At 54.8% G+C, this 23593-nt stretch carries 20 protein-coding genes; 11 read left to right on the top strand and 9 right to left on the bottom strand.

The window, feature by feature from the left end:
- Positions 1-524: 524 nt before the first annotated feature.
- The 4 genes from A3848_RS24255 to A3848_RS24240 all read right to left on the bottom strand — a co-directional run bounded on the left by A3848_RS24255 (position 525) and on the right by A3848_RS24240 (position 4127).
- The gene (locus A3848_RS24255; protein ID WP_074087428.1) at positions 525-1199 is read right to left on the bottom strand and encodes a hypothetical protein; all 675 of its coding nucleotides are present in this window, start codon (positions 1197-1199) and stop codon (positions 525-527) included.
- A 189-nt stretch (positions 1200-1388) separates the two neighbouring features.
- Positions 1389-2213: a class I SAM-dependent methyltransferase gene (locus A3848_RS24250; RefSeq protein WP_074087427.1), complete on the bottom strand. Its 825-nt coding sequence runs from the start codon at positions 2211-2213 to the stop codon at positions 1389-1391.
- A 361-nt stretch (positions 2214-2574) separates the two neighbouring features.
- Positions 2575-3414, bottom strand: a complete 840-nt coding sequence (locus A3848_RS24245; protein ID WP_074087465.1) for a 1,4-dihydroxy-6-naphtoate synthase — start codon at positions 3412-3414, stop codon at positions 2575-2577.
- An 11-nt stretch (positions 3415-3425) separates the two neighbouring features.
- Positions 3426-4127, bottom strand: coding sequence for a futalosine hydrolase (locus tag A3848_RS24240; RefSeq protein ID WP_218619019.1), 702 nt, complete (start codon positions 4125-4127; stop codon positions 3426-3428).
- Positions 4128-4390: 263 nt separating this feature from the next.
- Here A3848_RS24240 and A3848_RS24235 point away from each other — a divergent pair, with 263 nt between their 5' ends.
- The 9 genes from A3848_RS24235 (at position 4391) to A3848_RS24195 (ending at position 13796) form a co-directional block, all read left to right on the top strand.
- A complete protein-coding gene (locus A3848_RS24235; protein WP_074087426.1) occupies positions 4391-4861 on the top strand; it encodes a MarR family winged helix-turn-helix transcriptional regulator in 471 nt (156 codons plus the stop codon).
- Between the two features lie 175 nt (positions 4862-5036).
- Positions 5037-5438 carry a DoxX family protein gene (locus tag A3848_RS24230; protein WP_074087425.1) on the top strand — a complete coding sequence of 134 codons (402 nt, stop codon included), beginning with the start codon at positions 5037-5039 and terminating at the stop codon, positions 5436-5438.
- Between the two features lie 50 nt (positions 5439-5488).
- Complete coding sequence (locus A3848_RS24225) at positions 5489-6439, top strand: ring-cleaving dioxygenase (protein ID WP_074087424.1); 951 nt, start codon at positions 5489-5491, stop codon at positions 6437-6439.
- Positions 6436-7056 carry an alpha/beta hydrolase gene (locus tag A3848_RS24220; protein ID WP_074087423.1) on the top strand — a complete coding sequence of 207 codons (621 nt, stop codon included), beginning with the start codon at positions 6436-6438 and terminating at the stop codon, positions 7054-7056. The genes A3848_RS24225 and A3848_RS24220 overlap by 4 nt, the downstream gene beginning before the upstream one ends.
- A gap of 144 nt (positions 7057-7200) precedes the next feature.
- On the top strand, positions 7201-8430 hold the full coding sequence (locus tag A3848_RS24215; RefSeq protein ID WP_074087422.1) for a multidrug effflux MFS transporter: 1230 nt from the start codon (positions 7201-7203) through the stop codon (positions 8428-8430).
- On the top strand, positions 8427-9338 hold the full coding sequence (locus tag A3848_RS24210) for a DMT family transporter (protein ID WP_074087421.1): 912 nt from the start codon (positions 8427-8429) through the stop codon (positions 9336-9338). The genes A3848_RS24215 and A3848_RS24210 overlap by 4 nt, the downstream gene beginning before the upstream one ends.
- 131 nt (positions 9339-9469) lie before the next feature.
- Positions 9470-9826: a FlxA-like family protein gene (locus tag A3848_RS24205; RefSeq protein ID WP_074087420.1), complete on the top strand. Its 357-nt coding sequence runs from the start codon at positions 9470-9472 to the stop codon at positions 9824-9826.
- 256 nt (positions 9827-10082) lie between these two features.
- Positions 10083-12743, top strand: a complete 2661-nt coding sequence (gene mprF / locus A3848_RS24200; RefSeq protein ID WP_074087419.1) for a bifunctional lysylphosphatidylglycerol flippase/synthetase MprF — start codon at positions 10083-10085, stop codon at positions 12741-12743.
- Between the two features lie 189 nt (positions 12744-12932).
- Entirely contained in the window at positions 12933-13796 is an 864-nt protein-coding gene (locus A3848_RS24195; RefSeq protein ID WP_074087418.1) for a nitroreductase family protein, read from the top strand.
- On the opposite strand, the gene A3848_RS24190 is transcribed toward A3848_RS24195, so the two are convergent.
- Positions 13789-15483, bottom strand: coding sequence for an ATP-binding cassette domain-containing protein (locus A3848_RS24190; protein ID WP_074087417.1), 1695 nt, complete (start codon positions 15481-15483; stop codon positions 13789-13791). The two genes, A3848_RS24195 and A3848_RS24190, sit on opposite strands and share 8 nt — an antisense overlap.
- The gene (locus tag A3848_RS24185) at positions 15480-16292 is read right to left on the bottom strand and encodes an ATP-binding cassette domain-containing protein (protein WP_074087416.1); all 813 of its coding nucleotides are present in this window, start codon (positions 16290-16292) and stop codon (positions 15480-15482) included. The genes A3848_RS24190 and A3848_RS24185 overlap by 4 nt, the downstream gene beginning before the upstream one ends.
- A 125-nt stretch (positions 16293-16417) precedes the next feature.
- Between A3848_RS24185 and A3848_RS24180 the strand changes: the two genes are divergently transcribed.
- The gene (locus A3848_RS24180) at positions 16418-17026 is read left to right on the top strand and encodes a biotin transporter BioY (protein ID WP_074087415.1); all 609 of its coding nucleotides are present in this window, start codon (positions 16418-16420) and stop codon (positions 17024-17026) included.
- A 643-nt stretch (positions 17027-17669) separates the two neighbouring features.
- On the opposite strand, the gene A3848_RS24175 is transcribed toward A3848_RS24180, so the two are convergent.
- Positions 17670-19304: an alpha-amylase gene (locus tag A3848_RS24175; protein WP_083612348.1), complete on the bottom strand. Its 1635-nt coding sequence runs from the start codon at positions 19302-19304 to the stop codon at positions 17670-17672.
- Between the two features lie 115 nt (positions 19305-19419).
- The gene (locus A3848_RS24170) at positions 19420-20262 is read right to left on the bottom strand and encodes a DUF72 domain-containing protein (RefSeq protein ID WP_074087414.1); all 843 of its coding nucleotides are present in this window, start codon (positions 20260-20262) and stop codon (positions 19420-19422) included.
- Between the two features lie 258 nt (positions 20263-20520).
- Between A3848_RS24170 and A3848_RS24165 the strand changes: the two genes are divergently transcribed.
- A complete protein-coding gene (locus A3848_RS24165) occupies positions 20521-21375 on the top strand; it encodes an MBL fold metallo-hydrolase (RefSeq protein ID WP_083612347.1) in 855 nt (284 codons plus the stop codon).
- 584 nt (positions 21376-21959) lie between these two features.
- On the opposite strand, the gene A3848_RS24160 is transcribed toward A3848_RS24165, so the two are convergent.
- On the bottom strand, positions 21960-23552 hold the full coding sequence (locus A3848_RS24160) for a histidine kinase N-terminal 7TM domain-containing diguanylate cyclase (RefSeq protein ID WP_074087413.1): 1593 nt from the start codon (positions 23550-23552) through the stop codon (positions 21960-21962).
- Positions 23553-23593 lie beyond the last annotated feature (41 nt).

The raw sequence follows: 23593 nt of genomic DNA, 5'->3' as shown, positions 1-23593 counted from the left end.
CCCCGTAACCCCGTAACCCCGTAACCCCGTAACCCCGTACCCATTGAAAACTTCGGCCCTTTACCGGCTATTTTTTTAACTTCGCTCAGTGGATTCTTCGTTTTCAATTTAGTGGGAATTTCTCCATATAAATGCCATGTGCCACCTCTTGAAGGGGTGCTAGTGGGAAAAAGTATACTTAAAACAGCCGAAAATCAAAAGTTCGAGTAAAATGATGCTATTTAAGTTTACTTTTTCCACATAAACGTCCTGAAACTAAATAAATGTACAAATTAGATTTCCTTTTTCCACCTAATTCTGAGATTGAATGTTGGCTAAAGGACAAATGCGATTCACTGTTGATCATTGATTGAACGTGACCGGCAGCTGGGCAATTGGAGAGACAAGTAACCGGATAAAGGGGCCCATCTGACTACAGTACATAGCTTGTAGGTTACTCGAAACATAACCTCTGCAACCCGCAAACCCACAAACTCGTGCCATCCGTTGGCCATGTCCGCCGTTAATCAAACTACTTAATAAAACTAATGAAAGTACTCCAGAACCCCGTGTACCAGCTCGTAACGGACAATTCTTTGCAGCCCGGCGTCCGGGGAAGGGAGTAGCCAGCCTTTTTCGGTCAGACTGCGAAGTATTCGAATCGCCGTTTTGTAGGTAATATCGAAATGCTCCTCCACATCCAAGGGGCGGATGGGACGTGCCAGTTGAACGGCCAGCCGGATGATCTCCTGCTCCATCAGCTGAACGCGCGATACAGGCGCTTCAGACGGTTGGTATTTACTTAGAACCATACGCAGCAAGGTCATGCAGAGTTCTGGGCGTTGTTCCACATCATCATAGGCAAAAGAAATCACATGGTAGCCCATGGCGTATAGAAATGTTTCACGGTTGAGCTCGCTGCAGTATTTCTGCCTGTCCATATCACGCACATGTGACGCAAAGCCTTTGATTTCGATGAGCAGCTTCACATACCCGGGCAGCCAGGCGAAATCGGCAAAATAGGATCTTCCTCGCCAGTCGGTCACCTCATATTCGGGATGAAGCCCTGTAAAGTTACCCCGAAGCGGCCACCAGACATTGCGCAAGAATAAGGCTTCCGCGTGCTGATGACCCCTCTCCAGCCTTCCCCGCCGTTCTCCCGCAGGTCTGTCCGTCAAATGTCCTTTGATAAATTGCAGATGTGCTTCTTCAAATATCAATAGATTCACTCTCCCTGGAAAAATAGAAAACGCCCCGGCTTCCCCTTGGAGGGCAACCGGGACGTTCTTCGTCTCGCTTCAATAAGTATAGGTTAAGCACAAAGTATAGGTCAAACACGAAGTATAGATTAAGCAGGAATTATAGGTCAAACAAGCGGATAGGGCTAGAACAAACACCGCAAACACCGGCTACTTTACCCCAATCCTCATCCGGTAGCTGATCAGCACAGGCAGTGTCCGGCCTTGGAAATATGGCTCCACCTTTGCTGTGAAATCCGCAATATCCTGTGCTAGGGCGGCAGGAGCAAGCTTCAGCACGGTTTGGATACCGCCTTGACTGAGCGTAAGTCCGACATAACGCTGTGCATCGCAATCCTCCATGTTATGAAACACCATTTCCCGCGCATAAGAAAATGCACCGCTGGCTTTTATTCTGGCTAAATGGCCTGCTTTGTCCCATTTATGCGCCTGTTCGGCTGCGGGTTGTAGCTCGGCCAGCAGATCATCTGCTGCAGCGATCAGCTGATTGTAGCGAACTTCAATATCCGGCTGCAGGGCAAGCGGCCAATCACAATCATAAGCGGCGAATACGCCGCCCGGACACAGACAGCGGGAGATCTCCTGTAGCGTGCTGGCCGGGTCCATCCAGTGGAACGACTGCGAGCAGGTGATAATGTCTACGCTGCAGGGCGGAAAAGGAAGCTGATTGGAGAACCCCTGGACAAACGACAGGGTTTCTGCCCCGCTGCCGAGGAGATGCAGCTTCTCCAGCGCTTTGCCAAGCATATCGGGGTTAGGCTCCACTCCGGTTACGACATCCGCGGCATCCTTCCATAGAAAGGTGGACAGCCCGGTTCCACAGCCCACATCGGCCACCCGTGAAGGCCTGCGGCCCAGGTAATTGGTCAGCAGCCCGGTCACGATGGGCGGAGCTTCGGGCCGGTAGCGGTCGTAGTCGTCCTGATACCCCAGGAACCGTTCAATATTAGGCTTGCTGTTGCCGTCAGGGATCATATAATCAAAAACCTCCTCGCAAGTGCTGGTCAATACTTCTATTGTAAGGAGTCTAAGACGCCATGCCAAATGGCAGGGAGAGAAATGAAGCTGATTTCCCAGCGTTAATGCCGGACAAATGTTAGAGTACAGTGAACGTGAGCGTGTACGTGTACGTGTAAGTGTGGGGTACGGGTGCTAGATTGTCAGCATAAAAATCGTTTGTAGCCGGCAAATACCCAAGCCTCGGCTTGCAGTATAGGATTAGTAGTCATACAGCCGGCAGAGGGTAAAGGGAATCTTGAGCCGTCAGGTTATAAAATAAGCCGGCTCCGTAGCGTTGACACGCGGTCCGGGAGCCGGCAGGGATGTTGTCTGTACGTTACCGCAGCAGTGAGGGGTCAACCGCCGGAACTAAACCTTCGGCGGCAGCGCGGCTTAGCAGCGCTGAAACTGCGGCGTAGCCGTCGTCTCCGAGGTTCATCGTGAACTCATTGACATAAAGATCAATGTGCGACTTGGCGACCTCCGGCGAGAGCTCCTGGGCATGGTCCAGCACATATTCTCTGGAATCGGTGGGGTGATCCCACGCATACTGCAGTGAGCTGCGGATCCAGCCGGTAATGGCCTCATGGTCCAGGTCGCGGCGGGCGATAATTGCACCAAGCGGTATGGGCAGCCCGGTATCGCTCTCCCACCAGCTGCCCAGATCGGTCAGCAGGTTCAGGCCATAGGACGGATAAGTGAAGCGGGCTTCATGAATCACGAGCCCCGCATCGATCTGCCCGTCACGTACCGCAGGCATGATCTCATCGAAGGGCAGGACGACGATCTCGGCAGGGCCGCCCGGCACCTGCTGTGCCGCCCATAGCCGGAACAGCAGATAGGCGGTCGAGCGCTCACTGGGAACGGCGATACGGCGTCCCGACAGTTCACGCGGATGCTTGATAGCGCCAGCGCCCTTGCGGGTCAGAACCAGCGGGCCGCAGCCCCGGCCAAGAGCGCCGCCGCAGGGCAGCAGCTTGTACTTCTCCAGCACCCAGGGGAGCGCAGCGTAGGAGATTTTGAGCACCTCCGGTCCGGTGCCATCCGCAGCCAATCCGTTGGTGATATCGATATCGGCAAACGTTACATTCAGCTTGGGCGCATCCGGAACTAAGTCATGAGCCCAGGCATGAAATACGAAAGTATCATTAGGACAAGGGGAAAAAGCTATATTCAGCTCTGTTGACATTACAGCACCTCCAGTAGTATAGCGGCTGCTGCCGCGAGCGCATCGAGCGCTTCAGGGATTTTCCACGCGGCCCGGTCACGCGGGCCGACCGGGTTCGAGATCGCGCGCAGCTCCAGCGCCGCGATCCCGAAGCGCTGGGCGGCCACGGCAACCCCGTGGCCTTCCATCGCTTCCGCCGCCGCCTCCGGATGGCGCGCGGCCAGAGCGGCGGCCGTCCCGGCGGTGCCGGTCGCCGTCGACACGGTAAGCACGATTCCCGTGCTTACCGCAAGTCCGGCCGCTGCCAGCGCGGCCGCAAGAGCCTGCACCGTGCCGCTATCAGCCGGCACGGATACGCTGCCGAAGCCAAGCTCGGCAGCGCTGCGGAAGCCCTCCGGCGTCTCTGCGCCGAGGGCCGCGTCAAGCATCTCGCTGGCGACGACCAGCGAGCCTACGGGCGCACGGCCCGGGAAGCCGCCGCCGATCCCGGCGCTGATGACGCAGCCGTAGTTCCCGGCTGCCAGAGCGGCGGCGGTTCCAGCCGCCGCTGCGGCGGTGCCGGCGCCCGCCGCGATGACATGGAACCTGCTGCTGCCCTTCAGGCCGCGCAGGACGGTATCCCGCTCTGCCGCGACTGCCGTCACGATCAGGATGCGGGGAGCGTCAGGTAGAAGCCCTGCTTCACCGTGCGGGCCTGGAGCTTGTCTATCGAATGCTTCCATCATCCAGCCTCCTTCTATAAGAAGTCACTTTACTATAAGCATAAGTTCAGCGGATCAATAGCAGCTGATCTCCGAGGCAATATCCAAGGATTCAGCCGGCTTTTCCAAGGAAAAGGATACGCCGTTTTTAGAGGCAGGTCAAACCGCGGTGATTTATTTTTTGCAGAAGGTGTTGACAAGTGATCTGGATTGGATTATATTTATCTTAACTTAAAGATAATTAATTTAAAGATAAACGAAAAAGCGATGGGAGGTGAACAAGGATGAGTGATTCCAAGGAGACATTAAGCATAGCGGCCGATAGAGAGGCTGCAGATCAGGCAGCATCGCTGAAACTGTTCGTTGTCCTGTCTAAGGCGTATAAGAGCCTGATGGATCAGGCGGTGAAGGATATGAAGAGCCACGGGCTCGCTTCGGCGGAGTTTATGGTGCTGGAGGTGCTGTATCACAGAACCCGGATTCCATTGCAGCAGATCGGCGAGAAGATCCTTGTCACCAGCGGCAGTATTACTTATAACATCGATAAACTGGAGAAGAGGGGATTGTTGAAGCGTGTTCCCTGCAGCGACGACCGGCGCGTAACTTACGCAGAGATTACAGATGCGGGACGCGAATTGTTCGATGATATTTTCCCCCGTCATGTCCATTCCATTCATAGTATGATGGGTGGTCTGAATGGAGAAGAGAAGGATCAGGCCATTCAACTGCTGAAGAAGCTTGGCAAAGGCGTATAGACATAACGCATCTGACACAGGTGCAGCCGCAGATACGCCTTGCCAAGGAATAGCGGAGAACAGCCTCATTGTATAAGAAAGCAGAGTTCGTCAGGAACAACAGCAAGACTAAAAATTTTTACCTAATATCTTAACGTTAAGATAATTAAAACAAAGAGAATGGAGCGTGTTTAAAATGGTTAGTGTAGGTTTATTGTTGATGAGATTGGTTATCGGGATTGCGTTTATCGGGCATGGTTCACAGAAGCTGTTCGGCTGGTTCGGCGGCTATGGTCCAAAAGGGACCGGTGGCTGGATGGAGTCAATTGGGATTAAGCCTGGGGTACTGATGGCGGTGTTGGCCGGACTGATGGAGCTTGTCGGAGGTTTGCTGTTCGCAGCCGGGCTGCTGACACCTCTGGCTGCCGTACTGATTGCCGCAGCTATGCTGGGCGCCATTGTTAAGGTACATGCTCCGAATGGCTTTTGGTCCACAGCGAATGGTATCGAGTTCCCTCTGACGCTACTGGTGGTTGCGGTGGGTGTTGCACTGGCCGGACCGGGATCGATCTCGCTGGACGCGTTGTTCTTTAACTGATTTTCGCTGAAACATCATTCTTGCACATAACATTTCAGGAGGTAATTATAATGACTATGCAAACTCAAGGTATTCACCATATTACTGCTTTTGTTGGAGACGTACAGCGCAATGCTGATTTCTATGCCGGAATTCTCGGACTGCGCCTTGTGAAAAAAACCATCAATTTCGATGCTCCCGAGGTATATCACCTCTATTTCGGAAATGAACAGGGTGCGCCTGGCACAATCATTACGTTCTTCCCCTGGTCTGAGGGCCGCAAAGGCCGCATCGGCGGCGGTCAGGTGGGTGTAACCACTTATGCAGTGCCGGTAGGCTCCATGGAATTCTGGAAGCAGCGCCTGGCTGCTTATCAGATCCCGGTGACCGAAGTCAGCCGGATTGGCGAGTCTTACCTCTCGTTTGCTGATTTCGACGGATTGCGGATTGAACTTGTTGAACGTGAAGAAGGGGCGCCAAGCACATGGTCCTTTGGCGGTGTGACACCTGAGCATGCCATCAAAGGGTTCGGCGGAGCTGTTCTCTACAGTACAGATCCGGAAAAAACAGCAGATACCCTGTCCCGTACACTCGGCCTCGAGCGCATCGCTGAAGGTGACGGATACATCCGCTACCAATCGACCGGCGATCTGGGCAACATCATTGATTTGAAGGCAACGCCGGTTCCGCACGGAGCAGGAGGCACGGGTACGGTCCATCACATCGCATGGCGGGCCAAAGATGATGCCGAGCATCTGGAATGGGGCCGTCACGTGCAGAGCCATGGCTATCAGCCGACGCCGGTGCAGGACCGCCAGTACTTCAACGCTATTTACTTCCGTGAGGAAGGCGGAATTCTTTTCGAGATCGCAACCGATCCTCCAGGCTTTGCCCGTGATGAAGCACCGGATGCGCTGGGACAGAAGCTGATGCTTCCCGCCTGGTTCGAGCCGCACCGTGCGGTGATCGAAGAGAACCTGACGCCTTTTGAAGTCCGCGAAATCGGGGTGAACCAGGGATGATTCATATCTTCCGCAAAGGCACCGATGATCGCTTGCCGACGTTAGTCTTGTTCCATGGTACAGGCGGCAATGAACAGGATCTGCTGCCGCTGGCTGAACTGCTGGCCCCTGGTGCTTCGGTGCTGGGTATCCGGGGGAATGTGCTGGAGAATGGCATGCCGCGTTATTTCCGGCGGCTGGCTGAAGGCATCTTCGATGAGGAGGACCTGATCTTCCGCACCCATGAGGTTAAGCAGTTTTTGGATGAGGCAGCGGCAAAGTACGGTTTTGATTCCGGCAATCTGGTGGCTGTAGGGTACTCCAACGGTGCAAATATCGCCGGCAGCCTGCTGTTCCACTACGGAAGTATCTTCCGTTCCGCTGTGCTGCTGCATCCGATGGTTCCGCTGCGCGGGGTGAACCTGCCATCCTTGAAGGATGTTGCGGTGTTCATCGGAGCAGGCACAAATGATCCGATCATCCGCGCGGAGGAAACCGGGGAACTCGAATCTCTGCTGCGGGGGGCAGGTGCAGAGGTAACCATGCTTTGGGGCAATCAGGGTCACCGCCTCAGCTCAGCCGAAGCTGAAAGTGCCCGTGATTGGCTGAAACAGCAAAGTAATTTCCGCCAAGTCTGACTGTATAACCGCCTGCAGGGCCGCTGCCAAGTGACTGTATCAGCCACTTGAAAGCCCCTGCGGGCGGTTTTTTGCATTGAATAATCCAACCAGGATCGGTAGTATGAAGGTTACATTGCTACGGAAAGGTTGACGTTATTGCTTATGATTACAAAAATCGATAGTAGGGTGCTGGAAGCGGAAGGGCCGTCACGGAAGCAGCGGCTGCAGATCGCTGTCATTCTGGGGGCTATCTCCGCGATTGGCCCGTTGTCCATTGACATGTATTTGCCCGCGCTTCCGGCGCTGGGGGCACATTTTGGCGCCGGAGCTGCGCTGGTGCAGCTCAGCCTGACCTTTTTTTTGCTGGGACTGGCCTCGGGTCAGCTGGTAGCCGGACCTTTGAGCGACGTATATGGCCGCCGCACCCCACTGCTCATTGGCATGGTGGTGTATGCAGCCTCCTCCTTGCTGTGTGCGTTCAGCCCTTCCATCGGGCTGCTGGTGATGCTGCGGTTTATCCAGGGGTTAGCCGGGTCGGTAGGAGTCGTGATCTCGCGCGCGGCGGTGCGTGACCTGTATAGCGGCTCGGAGTTAACCAAATTCTTTTCCCTGCTGATGATTGTCAATGGACTGGGTCCGATCCTGGCCCCGGTCATCGGCGGCCAGCTGCTCAGAGTGACAACGTGGCAAGGGGTGTTCGTGGTGCTGTTTGCCGCCGGCCTGATCTTTTTTGCCACAATTCTGCTGCGGCTTCCGGAGACCTTGCCCAAAGAACGGCGTTCCAGGAGCGGGCTTCGCGGTACGATGCGTACGTTCGCTGTGCTGCTTGGCAATGGAAGATTTATGGGATATGCCCTCTCTCAGGGATTTGTCTCTGCCGCCATGTTTGCGTATATTTCCGGTTCATCCTTTGTTTTGCAGAATATTTTTGGGGTATCTCCGCAAATGTACAGCCTGATTTTTGCCGTAAATGGACTGGGCATTATCCTTTCGGGCCAGGTTGCCGGCAGACTGGCCGGACGATTCGGCGAACAGAGATTTCTGGTGGGCGGCCTGCTGCTCTGCACGCTGGGCGGTGTACTGCTGCTGCTGACCGTTCTGTCCGGAGGCGGGCTCGTGCCCATCCTGATCTGCTTGTTCGCCGTGGTTTCCAGTGTGGGCATGGTCGGAACAACCAGCTTCTCCCTGGCCATGCAGGATCAGGGCGAGGCAGCAGGCAGCGCATCGGCACTTCTAGGACTGCTGCCCCTGCTGCTTGGCAGCTGTGTAGCTCCCCTTGTCGGACTTGGCGGCAGTGAGACTGCCTTGCCCATGGCAATGGTCATCGCGGGGACCGGCCTGTGCTCCATTCTGTCCTATCTCCTGCTCTGCAAGCCGGGAGGTGCCCGGTGAGCCGCAAGGATTTTGGAACTCTGCTGCTGCTGGCTTTTACCTGGGGCGCTTCCTTTTTGTTCATGAGAATCGCTTCGCCTGAGCTGGGACCGGTATTTACGACAGAGCTCCGTGTCACGCTGGCTGCTGCCGTCCTGCTGCTGTATGCGGTATTGAAGCGTCAGAAATTGGGCATCTGGCGGCACGCCAAGCAGTTCCTGTTGCTTGGGGCGGTCAATGCCGCCCTTCCCTTTACGCTGATCTGCCTGGCGGAGCTGCATCTGAGCGCCTCTCTGGCAGCCATCCTTAATGCCACAACCCCAATGTTCACAGCGCTTGCCGCCTGGGGAATCCAGCAGGAGAAGCCGGGACTCACCAAGTCGGCAGGCCTTGTGATCGGGCTGCTTGGAGTGGGTGTTCTGGTAGGCTGGAGTCCTGTTCCAATGGAGGGCAAGATTCTGTTATCCGTCTTCTTTTCTCTGGGGGCCGCCCTCTCCTATGGGTTCGGCGGGTTATATGCCTCCCGGGTAGGCCACGGCCTCGAGCCCCTGACGCTAGCCGCCGGACAGCAGCTTGGAGCAGCAGTGGTGCTGTTGCCGCTGGCTATTGTTTTTGCACCCCGTCATCTGCCGTCGGCACCGGCTGTCTATTCGGTTCTCGGGTTGTCCATCTTCTGTACCTCCATAGCCTATCTGTTGTATTTCCGCCTGATCCGCAATGTCGGCCCCGTGAAGACCGTCAGCGTAACTTTTCTGGTTCCTGTATTCGGTCTGGTCTGGGGTGTGATTTTTCTGCATGAGCAGGTTTATGCCAATACCATCGCCGGGCTCGTGATTATTCTGATGAGTGTTACCCTTGTGAACCGGCGAAAAAAAGGTGCTGGACCCGGCAACCCGGGTGAAGTATCGGCCCATCAGGGGAAAATATAGTCTTCGGCTTACATGCATGGGTGCATTGTATCTCCCGGTAGGCCAGATGCCTTTCAGCAAACTTTCAGCGCATTTTAACGTTCCTCCCGGCTAAACCGCCTATACTTGGAAAAGTGAAGGGAGGGACAAGCATGAATATTTCATCTGTATCATCGGCATCTTCCACCGCTTACACTTCCTCCAGCGCATCGGATACCGCTGCATTGGAGAAGCAAAAAGCCAAGCTGGAAGCCGATTTGGAAAAGGTTAATTCCAGCAAAGACGATGAGAAGACCAAGGAGACGAAGACCAAGCAGCTGGAGCAGCAGATCAAACAGATCGAAGCACAAATTGCCCAGAAGTCTCAGAGCGGGAGTTCCTCTTCGGCAAGCGGTAATACGGCTCCGCCAGAGAAACCGGCAGGCGGCAAAACGCTTGTGCCTGCAAGCGCGCAGGATATTGCGACAGCCACTACAGACAGCGAAGGAAGATTTGACATCCGGGTGTAGTTCTGTCAAAGCGAGTAAGCAACTGAATCGTAAGCAGTATCTGAAAAGAGGACACCTTTGCCGTGAGAGGGTCCTCTTTTTGGTGTGCCATGGATTTTTTTAGCGCTGTAGTGCAGGGTAATGGGGCTTGCGGGTAGTCTAACCTTTGAAACACTCCAAAATGAGCCTTTCATCCATAGAATTGGTATAATGGAGAAATGAAAAAGGGCAAGAGGCTTATTAAGTCCATCATCCGGCAGTAAAGGCAGGAGAAGACATGCACTCCAAGATCCAGACACTCGAACGTTTCAAAATCGTAAGACTGATTGTAGCGGTCTACCGGCTCAGGGCGGTAAGAGCGCTTATACCGATTGCAATCATAGCTCTTGTATATCTGGAGGGACAGCATGAGCTGAAGCAGGTGCATCTGGGACTGATCCTCCGTGAACTAAAACGTGTGCCCGCGGAGGCCATTGCCCAGATGATGGGGGTCGCGCTGCTCGCTGTTGCCGTCATGAGCGGCTATGATTATTTGATCCGGCGCCATTTCCGGCTGAATATCGGGGGCTGGAGCACTTTCCGTTACTCGTGGATTGCGAATACCTTCAACAATCTGATCGGGTTTGCGGGTCTGGCGGGGGTCGGCCTACGGACGCTTCTCTACAAAAAAAGCGGTATACCTGCCGCCGTTCTTACGCCCGCCATCGTGTTTCTCTCACCGCTGATGATCACGGGGTTGTCGCTGCTCTCCTGGGGCAATATCATTGGCTTGCTTCCGGCGGCCGCGCTGCTGCACAAGCATCACTGGCTGGTGTTCGCGGTCTGGGGCATGGCGCTGTATTTGCCGTTTTTCATTATTGTTCAGCGTTCGTCGCTGTTCGCCAGATGGGTTAACCGGGACCAGGGCCGAACGCCCTGGCTGACCGTGGGTGCTTCCGTCGGCGCTTCCTTTCTGGAGTGGCTGTTCGCGGGAATCACGTTCTGGACGATCGGGAACCACCTGCTCGGCGGGGTAGATTTCGTGACCGTTTTTAGTATTTATGTAATTGCCGCGATTGCCGGCATTCTCAGCATGGCTCCCGGAGGTATCGGCGCTTTCGATCTGATTGCCTTGCTCGGGCTTACGCAGCTGGGATACCGGAGTGATCAGGCGATGGCCGTATTGGTTATTTACAGACTGTTTTATTATCTGATTCCCTGGCTGATTGGCCTGGGACTGGCCGCACTGGAAATCGGGCTTCAGAGTAAAAAGGACCCCGACCGTAGTACAGCGAACATTGAGCCTTCGCTTAACCGCTGGCAGAAAATCTGGGGCTGGCCGGGCCAATATACGTTCCTGAGCGATCTTGGCGTTTGGGCACTTGGCAAGCTGGTACTTGTCAGCGGACTTATTCTGCTGCTGTCAGCAGCCACGCCCGAGCTCCTGTACCGGCTGAGGCTTACGGAGGATCTGCTCTCGCTGCCGGTGATGCGGATATCGCATCATCTCTCCGTGCTGATCGGATTCATGCTCATTCTGCTGTCGCGCGGAATTTCGCTGCGGGTCCGCAGAGCCTATGTTTGGACCAGCGTGCTGCTGTTCGTGGGAGCTGTATTTACTTTTACGAAGGGCTTTGATTATGAAGAGGCCCTGTTCCTGCTGCTCGTAGCGCTCATCCTGTGGATCTCACGGGCGCGCTTCTACCGGGTCAGTGTGCCGGTAAGCCGGCAGAATACCGTGTGGTGGCTGGCGCTGACGACTTTCATAGCACTGCTCTACTACTGGCTGGGCAGCTATGCGCATCGGGGCTTCCTGAAGCATCTTCCCCGGGGTGTCGATCCCGAGTGGCTGCAGCGTCACAGCAACGTGGCGGTTACCGCTGCAGGCGGGCTGGTGTTCTCCTGGATTCTGCTTACGATGCTGTTTACCCTTCGGCCTAACCACAAAGTGGATGAGCTGTTCGCGGATAAGGATATGGACAGATTGAGCAAATTTCTAGAGGGCAATCCCGGGAATGCCTTAACCCACATGCTGTTCCTGGGTGATAAGAGCTTTTACTGGGCCCAAGGCGGCAAGGTGCTGTTTGCTTTTTCCCGGGCGCGGGACAAGCTGGTCGTACTGGGTGATCCTCTGGGCCCGCTGGACTTGATCAATGACGGAATTAGTGAATTTCGACAGGCTGCGGATTTATACGGGCTTGCTGTGGTGTTCTATCAGGCCACTCCGGCTTTTCTGCCGGTCTATCATGAGCAGGGCTACCGTTTTTTCAAGCTGGGGGAAGAGGCGATGGTGCCGCTGGCCAATCTCACTCTCAGTGGCAAAAGGAATTCCGACCTGCGGAGTGTAAGAAGCCGCTTTGAGCGGGAGGGATATGTATTCGAGGTGGTGGCTTCGCCTCATTCCGAGGCGTTGCTGGACGAGCTGCGCCGGATCTCTGAGGAATGGCTGAATGGCCGAAAGGAGAAAGGTTACTCTCTCGGCTGGTTCAAGCCGTCGTACCTCCAGCTGGCACCTATTGCGCTGCTGAGGAGCAAGGAGGGCGCTGTACTGGCTTTTGCCTCCATTGCACCGGGATATGATGGGGGAACCACGGTTTCAATCGATCTCATGCGTCACCTGAAGAAAACGCCAAATGGCACAATGGACTATTTGTTCGTCCGTCTGCTGGAGTGGGCCAAAGAACAGGGCAGCAGCAGATTCAATCTGGGCAATGCCCCGCTGTCCAGCGTCGGGCACAATTCAGGAGCGCTGCGGGAAGAAAAGCTGGCTCATCTGATTTATATACGGGGTGGCCACTGGTACGGTTTTTCCGGGCTCCGCCGCTATAAGGAGAAGTTCAATCCGGAGTGGGAACCCAGATATCTGGCCTATCCGGCCGCGGTTACGCTGTCAATTCTGACACTTGATCTGGTAAGGCTTGTCTCCCGTTACCCGGAAGAGGGGAAGGACCGGAAATAAACTTCATGTGCTATATGTCCTGGACGATTAGGCGGAAATCGGCAATACTGATTTTACCGGATTCATGAGCGCGAACAAGCAAACATAGATATACATCATTGGAGATGGCTACTGCGCGATGCAGGCGCCATCTTTTTATTTAGAAACAAGTGATTCAGGTCCGCTTGATATGAAAAGGAGGATACAATTATGGGAACCGCCATCATGGAGATTATGGAGAAACGCAAATCGGTCCGCACTTATGAACAGACACCGATCCGGGAAGAGGCCCGCGCAGCGGTAATGGAATATTTGGCACAGGAGGAGAATCTGCGCGGACCTTTGGGCGGAAAGGCTTCTGTGGAATGGATCACAGTCAAAGGAGGTGTGGCGGAGGCAACAGGCGTTAAGCTTGGCGCTTACGGGGTCATCAAGAACCCGCAGGCGTATCTGGTGGGTGTGGTGCAGAACGGAGAGACGGCGCTGCTGGAGTTCGGCTATATCTTTCACAAGCTGATTCTTCATGCGACCGGCCTGGGCCTTGGAACCTGCTGGATGGGCGGTACCTTTAACCGTAAGTCCTTTTCCCGCGAAATTGATCTTGCGCCGGGAGAACTTATCCCCTGCATCTCCCCGCTGGGCTATGCAAGCGAGAAGCAGCGTCTGCTGGACTCGGCGATGCGATATATCGCCAAATCGAATCAAAGGAAGCCCTGGGAAGAGCTGTTCCAGGATGGCGGATTCGGCCGCGAGCTGACCCGCGAGGCTGCAGGCAGCCTGGCCGGACCGCTGGAGATGGTCCGGCTGGGCCCGTCGGCTTCCAACAAGCAGCCTTGGAGAGTCGTGCTGTCCGAAGACAGGAAACAGGTGCATTTCTATTACCTGCCTACGCCAAATTACAGCGGCAACAAGCTGGGGTTTGAGATGCAGCGGATCGATATCGGGATTGCGGCATGCAGCTTCGAGCTCGCGTGCCGGGAGCTGGGCATCTCAGGCGTCTGGACCCGGCAAGACCCTCTGTTACATACTCCGGACCCGCACATGGAATACATGCTGAGTTATATTCTTAGCTGAACCGCGAGACCGTCCACAACAAGGCGGCTGCCAGCAGGATACATAGCATGACGAGCGTATCACGGTTCTGCCAGGACAGAAGGTAGGCAGGCGTCCGCTCTTTAGTAGGGTCATAGCCCCGGGATTCAACTGCGGTAGCCAGTTCATCGCCCATCCCGATGACCAGAATGAGCAAGGGGACAATCAGCAGGGCAACCTGCCTCGGCGTATAGCGGGCCATTCCGCGGGCTTTTCTGCCGCGCGAGTTCAGCGCCAGCTGCAGCTGGGCCAGCTTATCGAGAATCCAGGGCACAAACTGGAGTGTGACGGACACCGCCAGGGACCAGTTACGGGTACGGATGCCCAGCTTTTTGAGCGGGGCTATCCCCCATTCCAGCGCTTCCCGCAAGGGGGCGCCGGTGGTAGTCTCCGTGAACAGAAAACCGAGTGCAACCAGCAGCAGAAAGCGGAGCACGTTCAGTCCTCCCCGTTCCATACCGGCAAGGCTTAGGCCCACAGGCCCCAGCTTATAATCCGGAGAACTCCAGGTGAGCGCGGACAGCAGCCAGAGGAACAGGAACATCAGCAGGAACGGACGGAAGAAACGGATCGTCCTCTGCCAGGGAATGCGGGCAGAGAGCATGAGTCCAGTAATCAGCCCTGAGGCCAGCAGCAGCGGCAGCAGGGCTTGCATTCCCAGAACGGCCAGTGTGCCCAGCACCATCCCCAGCCATTTGACGCGGGGGTCCAGCCTCTGCCACGGCTTCTGTGCAGAGGCTGTTTGTATATCCGTGGCAGCGGAAGACCGGCCGGCCGTATTCCCTTTGGCGGGCAGCAAGTTCTCCCCGCCGCTCCAGCTTAGGCGGGGGATCTGCACCGAAGCCGGAGGGGCCTCCTCCGGCGGTGCGGGAAGCGGCTGCTCTGCAAGCGCTGCGAGCAGGCTGTCCAGGCTGTCCGGCAGCTCAGCCAGCAGGCCGCGCTGCCGGAGTCTGTGCCCGAGCCGCGAATAGGCGGGGGGCTCCAGCCCTGCGCCGGTCAGCACAAGCGGATCGGCGGACAGGGTAGAGGCCGGCCCGCTATAATGGACGGCGCCCTGGGACAATACAATCGCTTCATCTGCGATGGGCAGGAAGCTGTCAAGGTCATGGGTACCAATGACCAGGGTTAAGCCGCTGCGGCGAAGCCCGCGCAGCAGCTCCAGCAGGGACCCGGCCGCCTGCGGGTCCAGTCCGGCTGTGGGCTCGTCAAGGACGAGCAGCCCGGGGAGGGAAGCGATAGCGGCGGCGATGCAGAGCCGCCGCTTCTCGCCGCCGCTCAGCAGGAAGGGCGAGCGCCCGCCGAATTCATCGTAGGGCAGTCCGACTCTGGCAAGCGCGCTGCGGATCAGCTCCAGCCGCTGCGGCCCCGGCACTCCGCGCTCAGCTAGGCCGTATTCCAGCTCCTGGTGCACGCTGCCTGCGAACAGCTGCGTCTCCGGCTGCTGGAATACCATGGAGACGTTTCCGGCAGCAGCCTGGCCGCCGTCCAGGAGAATCGTGCCGGCAGCCGGCTCTGCAAGGCCCGACAAGAGGCGCAGCAGCGTAGACTTTCCGCTGCCCGTGACCCCGCACAGAACAGTCAGCGTACCTTCGCGTATGTCGAGATTAATATCTGTGAGGACAGGGAGTCTGTCGTAGCTGAAGAATACATGGTTCGCCTGAATCCTCACAGAACCGCCTCCAAATCCTGCTCGGTCAAGGGCAGGCTGTGCAGAGGCCAGCCCTTGTCCTGCAGCAGCTGTCCGATACGGACGGCCGGCGCGGAGGGCCAGCCGAGAGCATCCGGCAGCCCGCTTGAATAGAAAAGCGTCCGCGTGTCTCCGTCATACAGTATTTTGCCTTGGCTCATGACGGCAACACGCGGGCTTTCGGCAAGCTCCTCCATCCGCTGGGTCACCCAGAGTACCGTCGTCCCCTGTTCCCACAGCTTGCGGGCCAGCTCCAGAATGTCCCGCCGTCCGGCCGGATCGAGCATGGAGGTTACTTCATCAAAAATGATCATTTCCGTCTCCAGTGCGAGGCAGCAGGCGACCGCCAGGCGTTGCCGTTCACCACCCGAGAGGGTGGCGACATCGGCCTCTGCTTTATGAGTCAGCCCGACCTGGTGCAGAACCTTCTCAATCTGTGCGAGCATCGCCTCCCTGCTTAAGCCGCGGTTTTCCAGTCCAAAAGCAATGTCCTCAAACGGTGTGGAGCCGATCGTCTGTGCTTCGGGATTCTGAAATACCAGCTGGATATGCTGTTTGACAGCTGTGCGGTTGTCCGGTGAACGCAGATCCAGACCGGCGGCAGACAGACTGCCCCCGGTTGGAATCTTCAGACCGTTAAATGTGCGGATGAGCGAGCTTTTGCCGCAGCCGTTGGCTCCGGTTAGGGCCACCCATTCGCCCCGATTGATATGTATGGAAATCCCCTGCAATACCGGCAGCCTGCGCTGGCCGTCCCGGTAAGACAAGGTCAATTGCTCCGCTCTAATCATTGTCGTGCCTGCTTCCTTAACTGCTGTAGTCGATAATTGCTACCCATTATAGCAAATATTTTAAGATTGATGTATCGGGTGGGGGATGATATAGTGATCCTAAAAAAATGGGGGTAATCCAGCTCATGAAAAAATGGACGACTCGCGGCCTGATCTTCAGTGCCCTATTCGCCGGAGTCATGATCGCACTTAGCTATTTAAGAATATCACTGCCTTTCTCAGCCGTACCTATCACCATGCAGACGCTGGCAGTCATGCTGGCCGGTTCTATTTTGGGCGCACGCTATGGCACCTTGGCCGTGCTGATTGTAATTGGGCTGGCAGCAGCCGGATTTCCCGTATTGGGCGGAAGCGGAGGCTTGTCCGTCCTCGTTGGACCAACGGCAGGCTATATCTTCTCCTGGCCGGTGGTGGCCTTCCTGATCGGCCTGTCTGCGCAGCGTATCGGGCAGAATAAATACACATTTGTGAAGCTGCTGGCGGTGAATTTCCTGTTCGGCGCACTTCTTGTGTATCCCGGCGGTGTATGGTGGCTGGCCCACTCTACGGGCATGACTTCTCTCTCCAAGGCATTAACGGCAGGCATGTGGCCGTTCATCCCCGGTGACCTTATCAAGGCAGTCTTGAGTGCTGCCGTTGTAACCGCCGTATGGAGAGTCTATCCGATTGAGCGTATCCTGAATACGGAACCGGACACTTGGACCGAAGGTGGGAATTCAGCGGTCAACCGTTAATGGATGGTTCCTGACAACATAAGAGATCACACAAATAGGTGACCCCGGCTGTGTGGCCGGGGTCACCTATTTGCTTGAAGCCCCAGTTACTCCTGCCGCTGGGCGGCAGTGTTGAAATGGGCTGGACTTGCTGGACTTGCCAGACTTGCTGGACTGTTGGACCAGCTGAACTTGCCTGGTGCAATCTTATAAGTCGGTTCAAAAAAATAATTTTGTGTACCAGCATGTGATAGCCTGAATGGAATTAGCGTGTTAGACAGAAACGCTCGCGTTATTCACATGGTGGACTGGTCAACGAACGGTGTGCATAGGTGAAAATATATGCTAAGTGGAATTCGTAAAACTAAATTTGTTGAAATTCTATTCGCAGTGGTGACTAGTGGGATTTTGTCCATCTAATTTCGATGGATTCCCTACATATGGAGCAATTTAGTAGTATTAGGTGTACTTTTTACCAGTAAAGCTCGCGTGGGAATGAGACAGCGCAAATTAGGTTTACTTTTTCCACTTCAGCCCGCTCGCATTAGGGTGCATCACACCTCAGTTTACATATCGGATAGGGCATATTTCCATCCAAGCTGCACAGCACCGCTGAGGTGGGAGTGTTCCTATGATTCTCCAAGCGGAAATTAACTGTTTTGCATCATTTACCTTTTTCTCCGGTGACAGGTTGGCCGTTCGTATTCCCGTTGTCAGTAGTACCTTCGTCCGTAGTACCGCTGTCCGTGGTACCGCTGTCCGTAGCACCGCTGTCCGTAGTACCGCTGTCCGTGGTACCCTTCGTATCGGCATTCTGAGCCTCTGCGGCGGGCTCCTTTTCTTCCGCATCCGGCAGCGCCCACACGGAGACACTTCCGCCGTTCACCCGGAATGTCGCCCAGCCGTCTTCACCGATCGTTACAGACTCCCCGCGGTTATGGGTGAAATCGACCCATACTTCCCCAGCCCGCTCTTCACCGAGGAACATGCGCTTCTCGCCGTTGTCTCCGTTCGAGATGACCACGGCGCAGCCCGAGCCTTCCATCTCTTCGATGCCCCGGCGCACCCAGCCGATGGTGTTCGGGTGATCGAAGTAATCATCCTGCTCACCGTAGGCTTTATGGCAGCGGGCGTATAGCAGGGGATCAATGGCTTCTTTTTTGCCATCTACCGGCGCAGGTCCGCCGATACCGTAATAATCTCCGTAGAAGACTACGGGGTATCCGTCACGGCGCAGCAGAATGAGGGCATAGGCGCTCTGCTTGAACCAGTCCCCGACCCAGGATTCCAGTGCTTCATGCGGCTGGGAATCGTGGTTGTCCACGAAGGTCACGGCATTGCCGGGATGGGTCTGCACCAGCGTGCCGTCAAAAATATGTGTCAGATCAAAGTCTCTGCCGCCAAGTGCAGCCGCATACAGCTTGTAATGCAGTGACACATCGAACAGGTCAATCTGATAGTCAACCGTATTGAGAAATTCCCGGCAAGCTTCGAGATTCGAGTTCCAGAATTCCCCGACGATGTAGAAGTCCTCGCCGCGTTTCCTGGTCATTTCTGCTGCGAATTCTTTAATGAATTCATGATTGATATGTTTGATGGCATCCAGGCGGTAGCCGCTGCACTGCAGCGTATCCACCAGCCATTTGCCCCACTCCAGCATCTCGTTCTTGACTTCCTCGTGGCTGTAGTCAATGTTTGCGAACATAAGATAATCGTAGTTGCCAAACTCGTCATCCACGTTCTGATTCCAGTTTTTGTTCTCTCCCTTGATCCGGAAGACTCCGCTTCGTTTCCCTTTGGCATCGAAGTCGGTGCCGTTGAAATGGTTGTGATCCCATTTGAAGGAGGAGTACTCGTCATCGCGCCCAGGGAACGTGAACTTGGTCCAACCCTCGATTTCAAAAGGTTCGGAGATCTCCTTATTGCGGTCATTCCGATCTACCTCAATCACTTCGAAGACCTCGGTTTCATCTGCGCCTGCTTTATGATTCATGACGAGGTCTACATACACGGCAATGCCGTTCTTGAGACACTCGGCAATAGCGTCGATCAGTTCCTGTTTGGTGCCATATTTCGTGCGGACGGTCCCTTTTTGATCGAACTCGCCCAGATCATAGAGGTCGTATACGCCGTAGCCTGTATCCTCAGCGGAGACGGCTTTGGTTACCGGAGGCACCCATACGGAATCAATGCCTATTGCTTTCAGCTCAGGAGCCATTTGGGCAAGCCGCTTCCAGTGCTCTCCGTCCGCTGCGACATGCCATTCGAAAAATTGCATCATAGTATGGTTTCTCTTCATTTCCTGTAGCCTCCTTCATAGATATGAAACGGATGGATAGGTTGTATTGTATCGCTTAGTGCTTCAGCAAGGAGTGGAAGAGATTATGTAGACCTCCAGGCATCACCCGGGCAATTCAGAATAAATCCAGCTGGCGCGGAGCCAGGCCGCCATCGATTCCGAGCAGCGACTGCAGCTCTTTTGCATTGTCAGTGGCGTCTCCGCCAGAGTTATTATTAAACACAACATACAGCTCGCGGCATGTTTTTTCAAGCTCCAGCAGCCGGTCCCGCCACTCCGTCAGCTCTTCGGTGCTATAGCGGTACAGGTAGCGCAGCTTGCGCCAATCCGGGTGGCTGCTCTGGTTCCAGCCGCTGATATTGCGTCCGTGCAGCCGGACATAAGTTGCATCAGAGGAAGTGGACACCGGCACGATTGGAATCGAACCGGACCCGGCCTGCGGCTCATCTGCCACTGTATGAATCCAGCCCTCCTTCTCCAGGAAGCCCAGTGTGTTGTCACGCATTTCAGGGCTGTACCAGGATTCGTTGCGGAATTCAATTGCGGAGGGAACATCCAGCATCCTTTCCTTGGCCTCGCGCAGAAACTCCACGTTGTCCTTGGTACAGTCGAACCAGGGCGGGAATTGAAAAAGAGCCATAGCCAGCTTTCCGGCTGTCCGTACAGGCTCTATCGAGGCATGAAAAGCCTGATACATCTCTTCAGAGGTATCAAAGTAATTCTTTTTACCGCGCAAGTGTCCGGTCATGCCCTGATATGCCTTGACGATGAATTGGAATTCATCCGGGGTCTGAGCTACCCATTTGGCGTAATTCCTGACCGGCTGCACCGCATAGAAAGAACTGTCGATCTCCACGATGGGGAAATGAGCGCTATAGACAGGCAGCCGGTCAGCCGGTTTAATTTTGCCGTACAGCTCCTCGTGATCTCCAAAGCCCGTTAGCCCGATTTTGATCATGGAATCTCCCCCTCTTCCGCTCGAACTGTGCTTAAATGAATCGGCTAACTCTTATTAAACTGAAAGCCGCTATTCACAAACAACAGGCAGTTGATTAATATTTGGAATTCAGGCAACATGGAAATATAGCCGCTCTTCAAGCGGTGGAGCCAGTTATAGGGTTATGGGAGCTGTTATCACCCAATCATGCAGCAGATATACGATACAGAGTAATCTCTATTCCTTGCCATAAAGGTGGACACAGAAAGGAAGCTATACATGAAGCATGAATTTCAGCAACTCAGTCCGCACATTTTGATCATGCATGCGGAGCATGAGACCGACCGGCCTATCTTGGCAGCAATTACGGGGGAACGGCGCACCCTGCTGATGGATGCAGGGAATTCGCCAGCCCACGCGGAGCTCTTCCGCCAGGAAATGGCCAAGCGCGGTATGAGACAGCCGGAGCTAATCGTTCTGACGCATTGGCATTGGGACCATTCTTTTGGCATGTCCGCCTGGAAGGTGCCGGTCATTGCCCATGAAGGAACGGCAGAAGTGCTGGGTAGTCTTGCCGGGCGCAGCTGGTTGGATGATGATCTGGAGGAACTGGTTCTAACCGGAACCCTCAGTGAAGAGAGTGCACAACATATTCGTCTGGAATACGGGGACAACAGGAACATAACGGTTGTGAAGCCGGATATCGTATTTACGGAGAGCATTAATGTGGATCTGGGTGGAGTCACCTGTGAATTGAGCCATGTGGGCGGTGACCATTCGGCAGATTCCTGTATTCTTCACGTGAAGGAAGACAACGTCCTCTTTCTGGGGGATGCCCTGGGCCCTTCCGTATACGGTGGTCCCCGCCAATATAGCAGCACAGGCTTTCTGAATTTACTTGGACTTGCCTACGGCTATAATGCCCAGTGGGTTGTGGAATCGCACGGCGTACCGATGAGCACAGCGGAATTTCGTGCCGATCTGGCACCGTGGGAACGGCTGGCCCGGATTGTGGATGTTTTCGGGCATAACCGTGAACGCGTAGTGAAGGAGCTGAAGGATTATCTGAAGCTCCAGGAGCTGCCGGCTGATTTGCTGCAGGGTGTGGAGTATTTTCTGGCCGGGAGTAAATGAGTAAATAAAGCCCATCATAAATAATGCGCGTTAACGGCGGATGCCTAACGCAGAACAGCCCCGTTTCTTTGCAAGCGATAAGCCTGCTTAGAAATGGGGTCTTATTGTTGTTATAGGAAATGTAACGTCTCATGGACGGATTTGTACATTTGTACTTACTAGGAAAGATAAAGGGGTAGCGTGTGAGGAGCTGCTGGATGTTGGAATTAGTCCACTTAATCAGACGAAAAAGCCTTCTGCGGAGAGAATAGTAGGAAAAAGTAGACTTAATTTCAGCGAATTCGCCTGAAAGGGAGGATATCGGACGAATTAGTTCTACTTTTTCCAACATGTGCTTACTGAGAAGTGGGTGAAGACGAATTAAGTTTACTTTTTCCAATTCGATCGGCGCCGCGTCTAATGAGGCCATCCGTGCAACTCTAAACTGGAAATTTGCAACGGCTATGCTGTTAAGTGAAGTACGGTTTTAGCATCGCAACAACGGCACAAACACCGTTGTTGGAGCGCTTCCGACGGGTTTGCCCCGAAACAACGGCAGAAACGCCGTTGCTGTAGCGCCGCCGGCAGGCAATCATTGGGTCCGCTTATACCGGTGTGAAATGGGTGATAGAGGAGCCGCTGGATACGTGAACCGCATTACGCCCATTTCGCTTGGAGGTATATAGGGCATGATCGGCTTCGGAGAGCAGTTCTTCGAGAGAGAGGTTCTTGCTTGAGGAATCTACCACTCCGAAGCTTGCTGTTACATGAATGGACCCGGAAATTGTATAGACGGAGCTGCGCTCAATATCCTCACGAATCGCTTCAGATAACAGAGCGGCCTGCTTCAACGGGGTTCCTGGAAGACAGAGGACAAACTCCTCTCCCCCGTAACGCCCGAAAATATCACCCTCCCGCAAATGCTTGCTGCATACGGCTACAATATGCTGCAGTGCCATATCTCCATAATGGTGGCCGTATCGGTCGTTGATGCTTTTGAAAAAGTCGATGTCCAGCAAAATCACTGAGACCGGCGTCAGGTTGAGTGAAGCTTCCTCCAGGAGCTGCCGGCTGAGCTCCATAAAATGCATCCGGTTGTAAATACCGGTGAGACTGTCGATGGTGGCCAGCTGGAGCAGCTTCTCCTGCAGCAGTGTCCGCTCCGTGACATCAATCAGCATAATCATCCTTCCTACCAGATGTCCGTCGTGCTTCTGCACCGGAGAGGATCTGACCTGGTAATAACGGGTTTCACCGTGGATATTCCAGCCCAGCTCGCGCTCTTCACTGAGCTGCGGATCGGAGTTCATGACATAGTCAACGGCATCCTGCCCCGCTGGAAGGAAGAGCTGGGCCAAAGGCTTGCCGATGGCTGAGGCATCCAGATCCTGCAGCATGTCCATAGCGGCCTGGTTGTAATCCACCAGCATATCGGAGAGATCCGTAACCAGCACGCCGTCGCGCATGCTCTCGAAGAGATTCTCGCGGGCGATAGGAGCGGCGGTCAGCATACCTCTGGAAAGGATAGCCCATATATAGAGGGTCGAGGTGACACTCATAATCACAGGTACGGGGTCCATCCCATAAGGGGTTGCATCCATTAAATAGAGGAATGCCCCCAGAGCCGGGAGGAACTGCCCGATGAAGATGATGGACAGCTGTCTGCGGTAGACGCGCTTCATCCGGTTCCACTGCCAGAGAATCAGGCACATGCCCGCAAGCATACAGCCAAAAGTCAGACTGCCCTGAACAATATACCAGGGTCCCATCACGATATCGATCAGCGGTGTAGGCGCACCTTCCCGGAAATGCATTGACTGATAGAACAAGTGATGATAATCGTTGGTCCATACGAGCAGGACGGAGATGAAGGGGATGACATAGAGCGAGGTAACCAGCCCTTTTTGGATCAGCCGCTCCAGTCCAACAAAATACATAATCATAATCAGACTAGAGGGAGCAATGAAGGGCAGTCCGAGATACTCGACATTAATCCAGAAGCTGATTTCCGGCATGGTCCGGCCCGACAGCTCCAGAGCGAAGCCGAAGGTATAGACTGCTGAAGTGAAAGAGCTGAGGATGAAGGCCCGGGTTCCTGCGAAATCGGTTCTTTTATAATAGGCAAAAAGAGCCAGCAGCACATTCAGCACACCGGAGATCGCAACAATCACAATATAATTCGAAATCATGGATCCCATCGTTCAGACCTCCATGGATGGACATAAGCGTTGAGCATAGG

Source organism: Paenibacillus sp. P32E (assembly GCF_001909085.1).
In the GTDB taxonomy this organism is placed as follows: domain Bacteria; phylum Bacillota; class Bacilli; order Paenibacillales; family Paenibacillaceae; genus Paenibacillus_AQ; species Paenibacillus_AQ helianthi.
The sequence above is the reverse complement of the archived record's forward strand: the minus strand, read 5'-3'. Positions and strand labels throughout refer to the sequence as shown.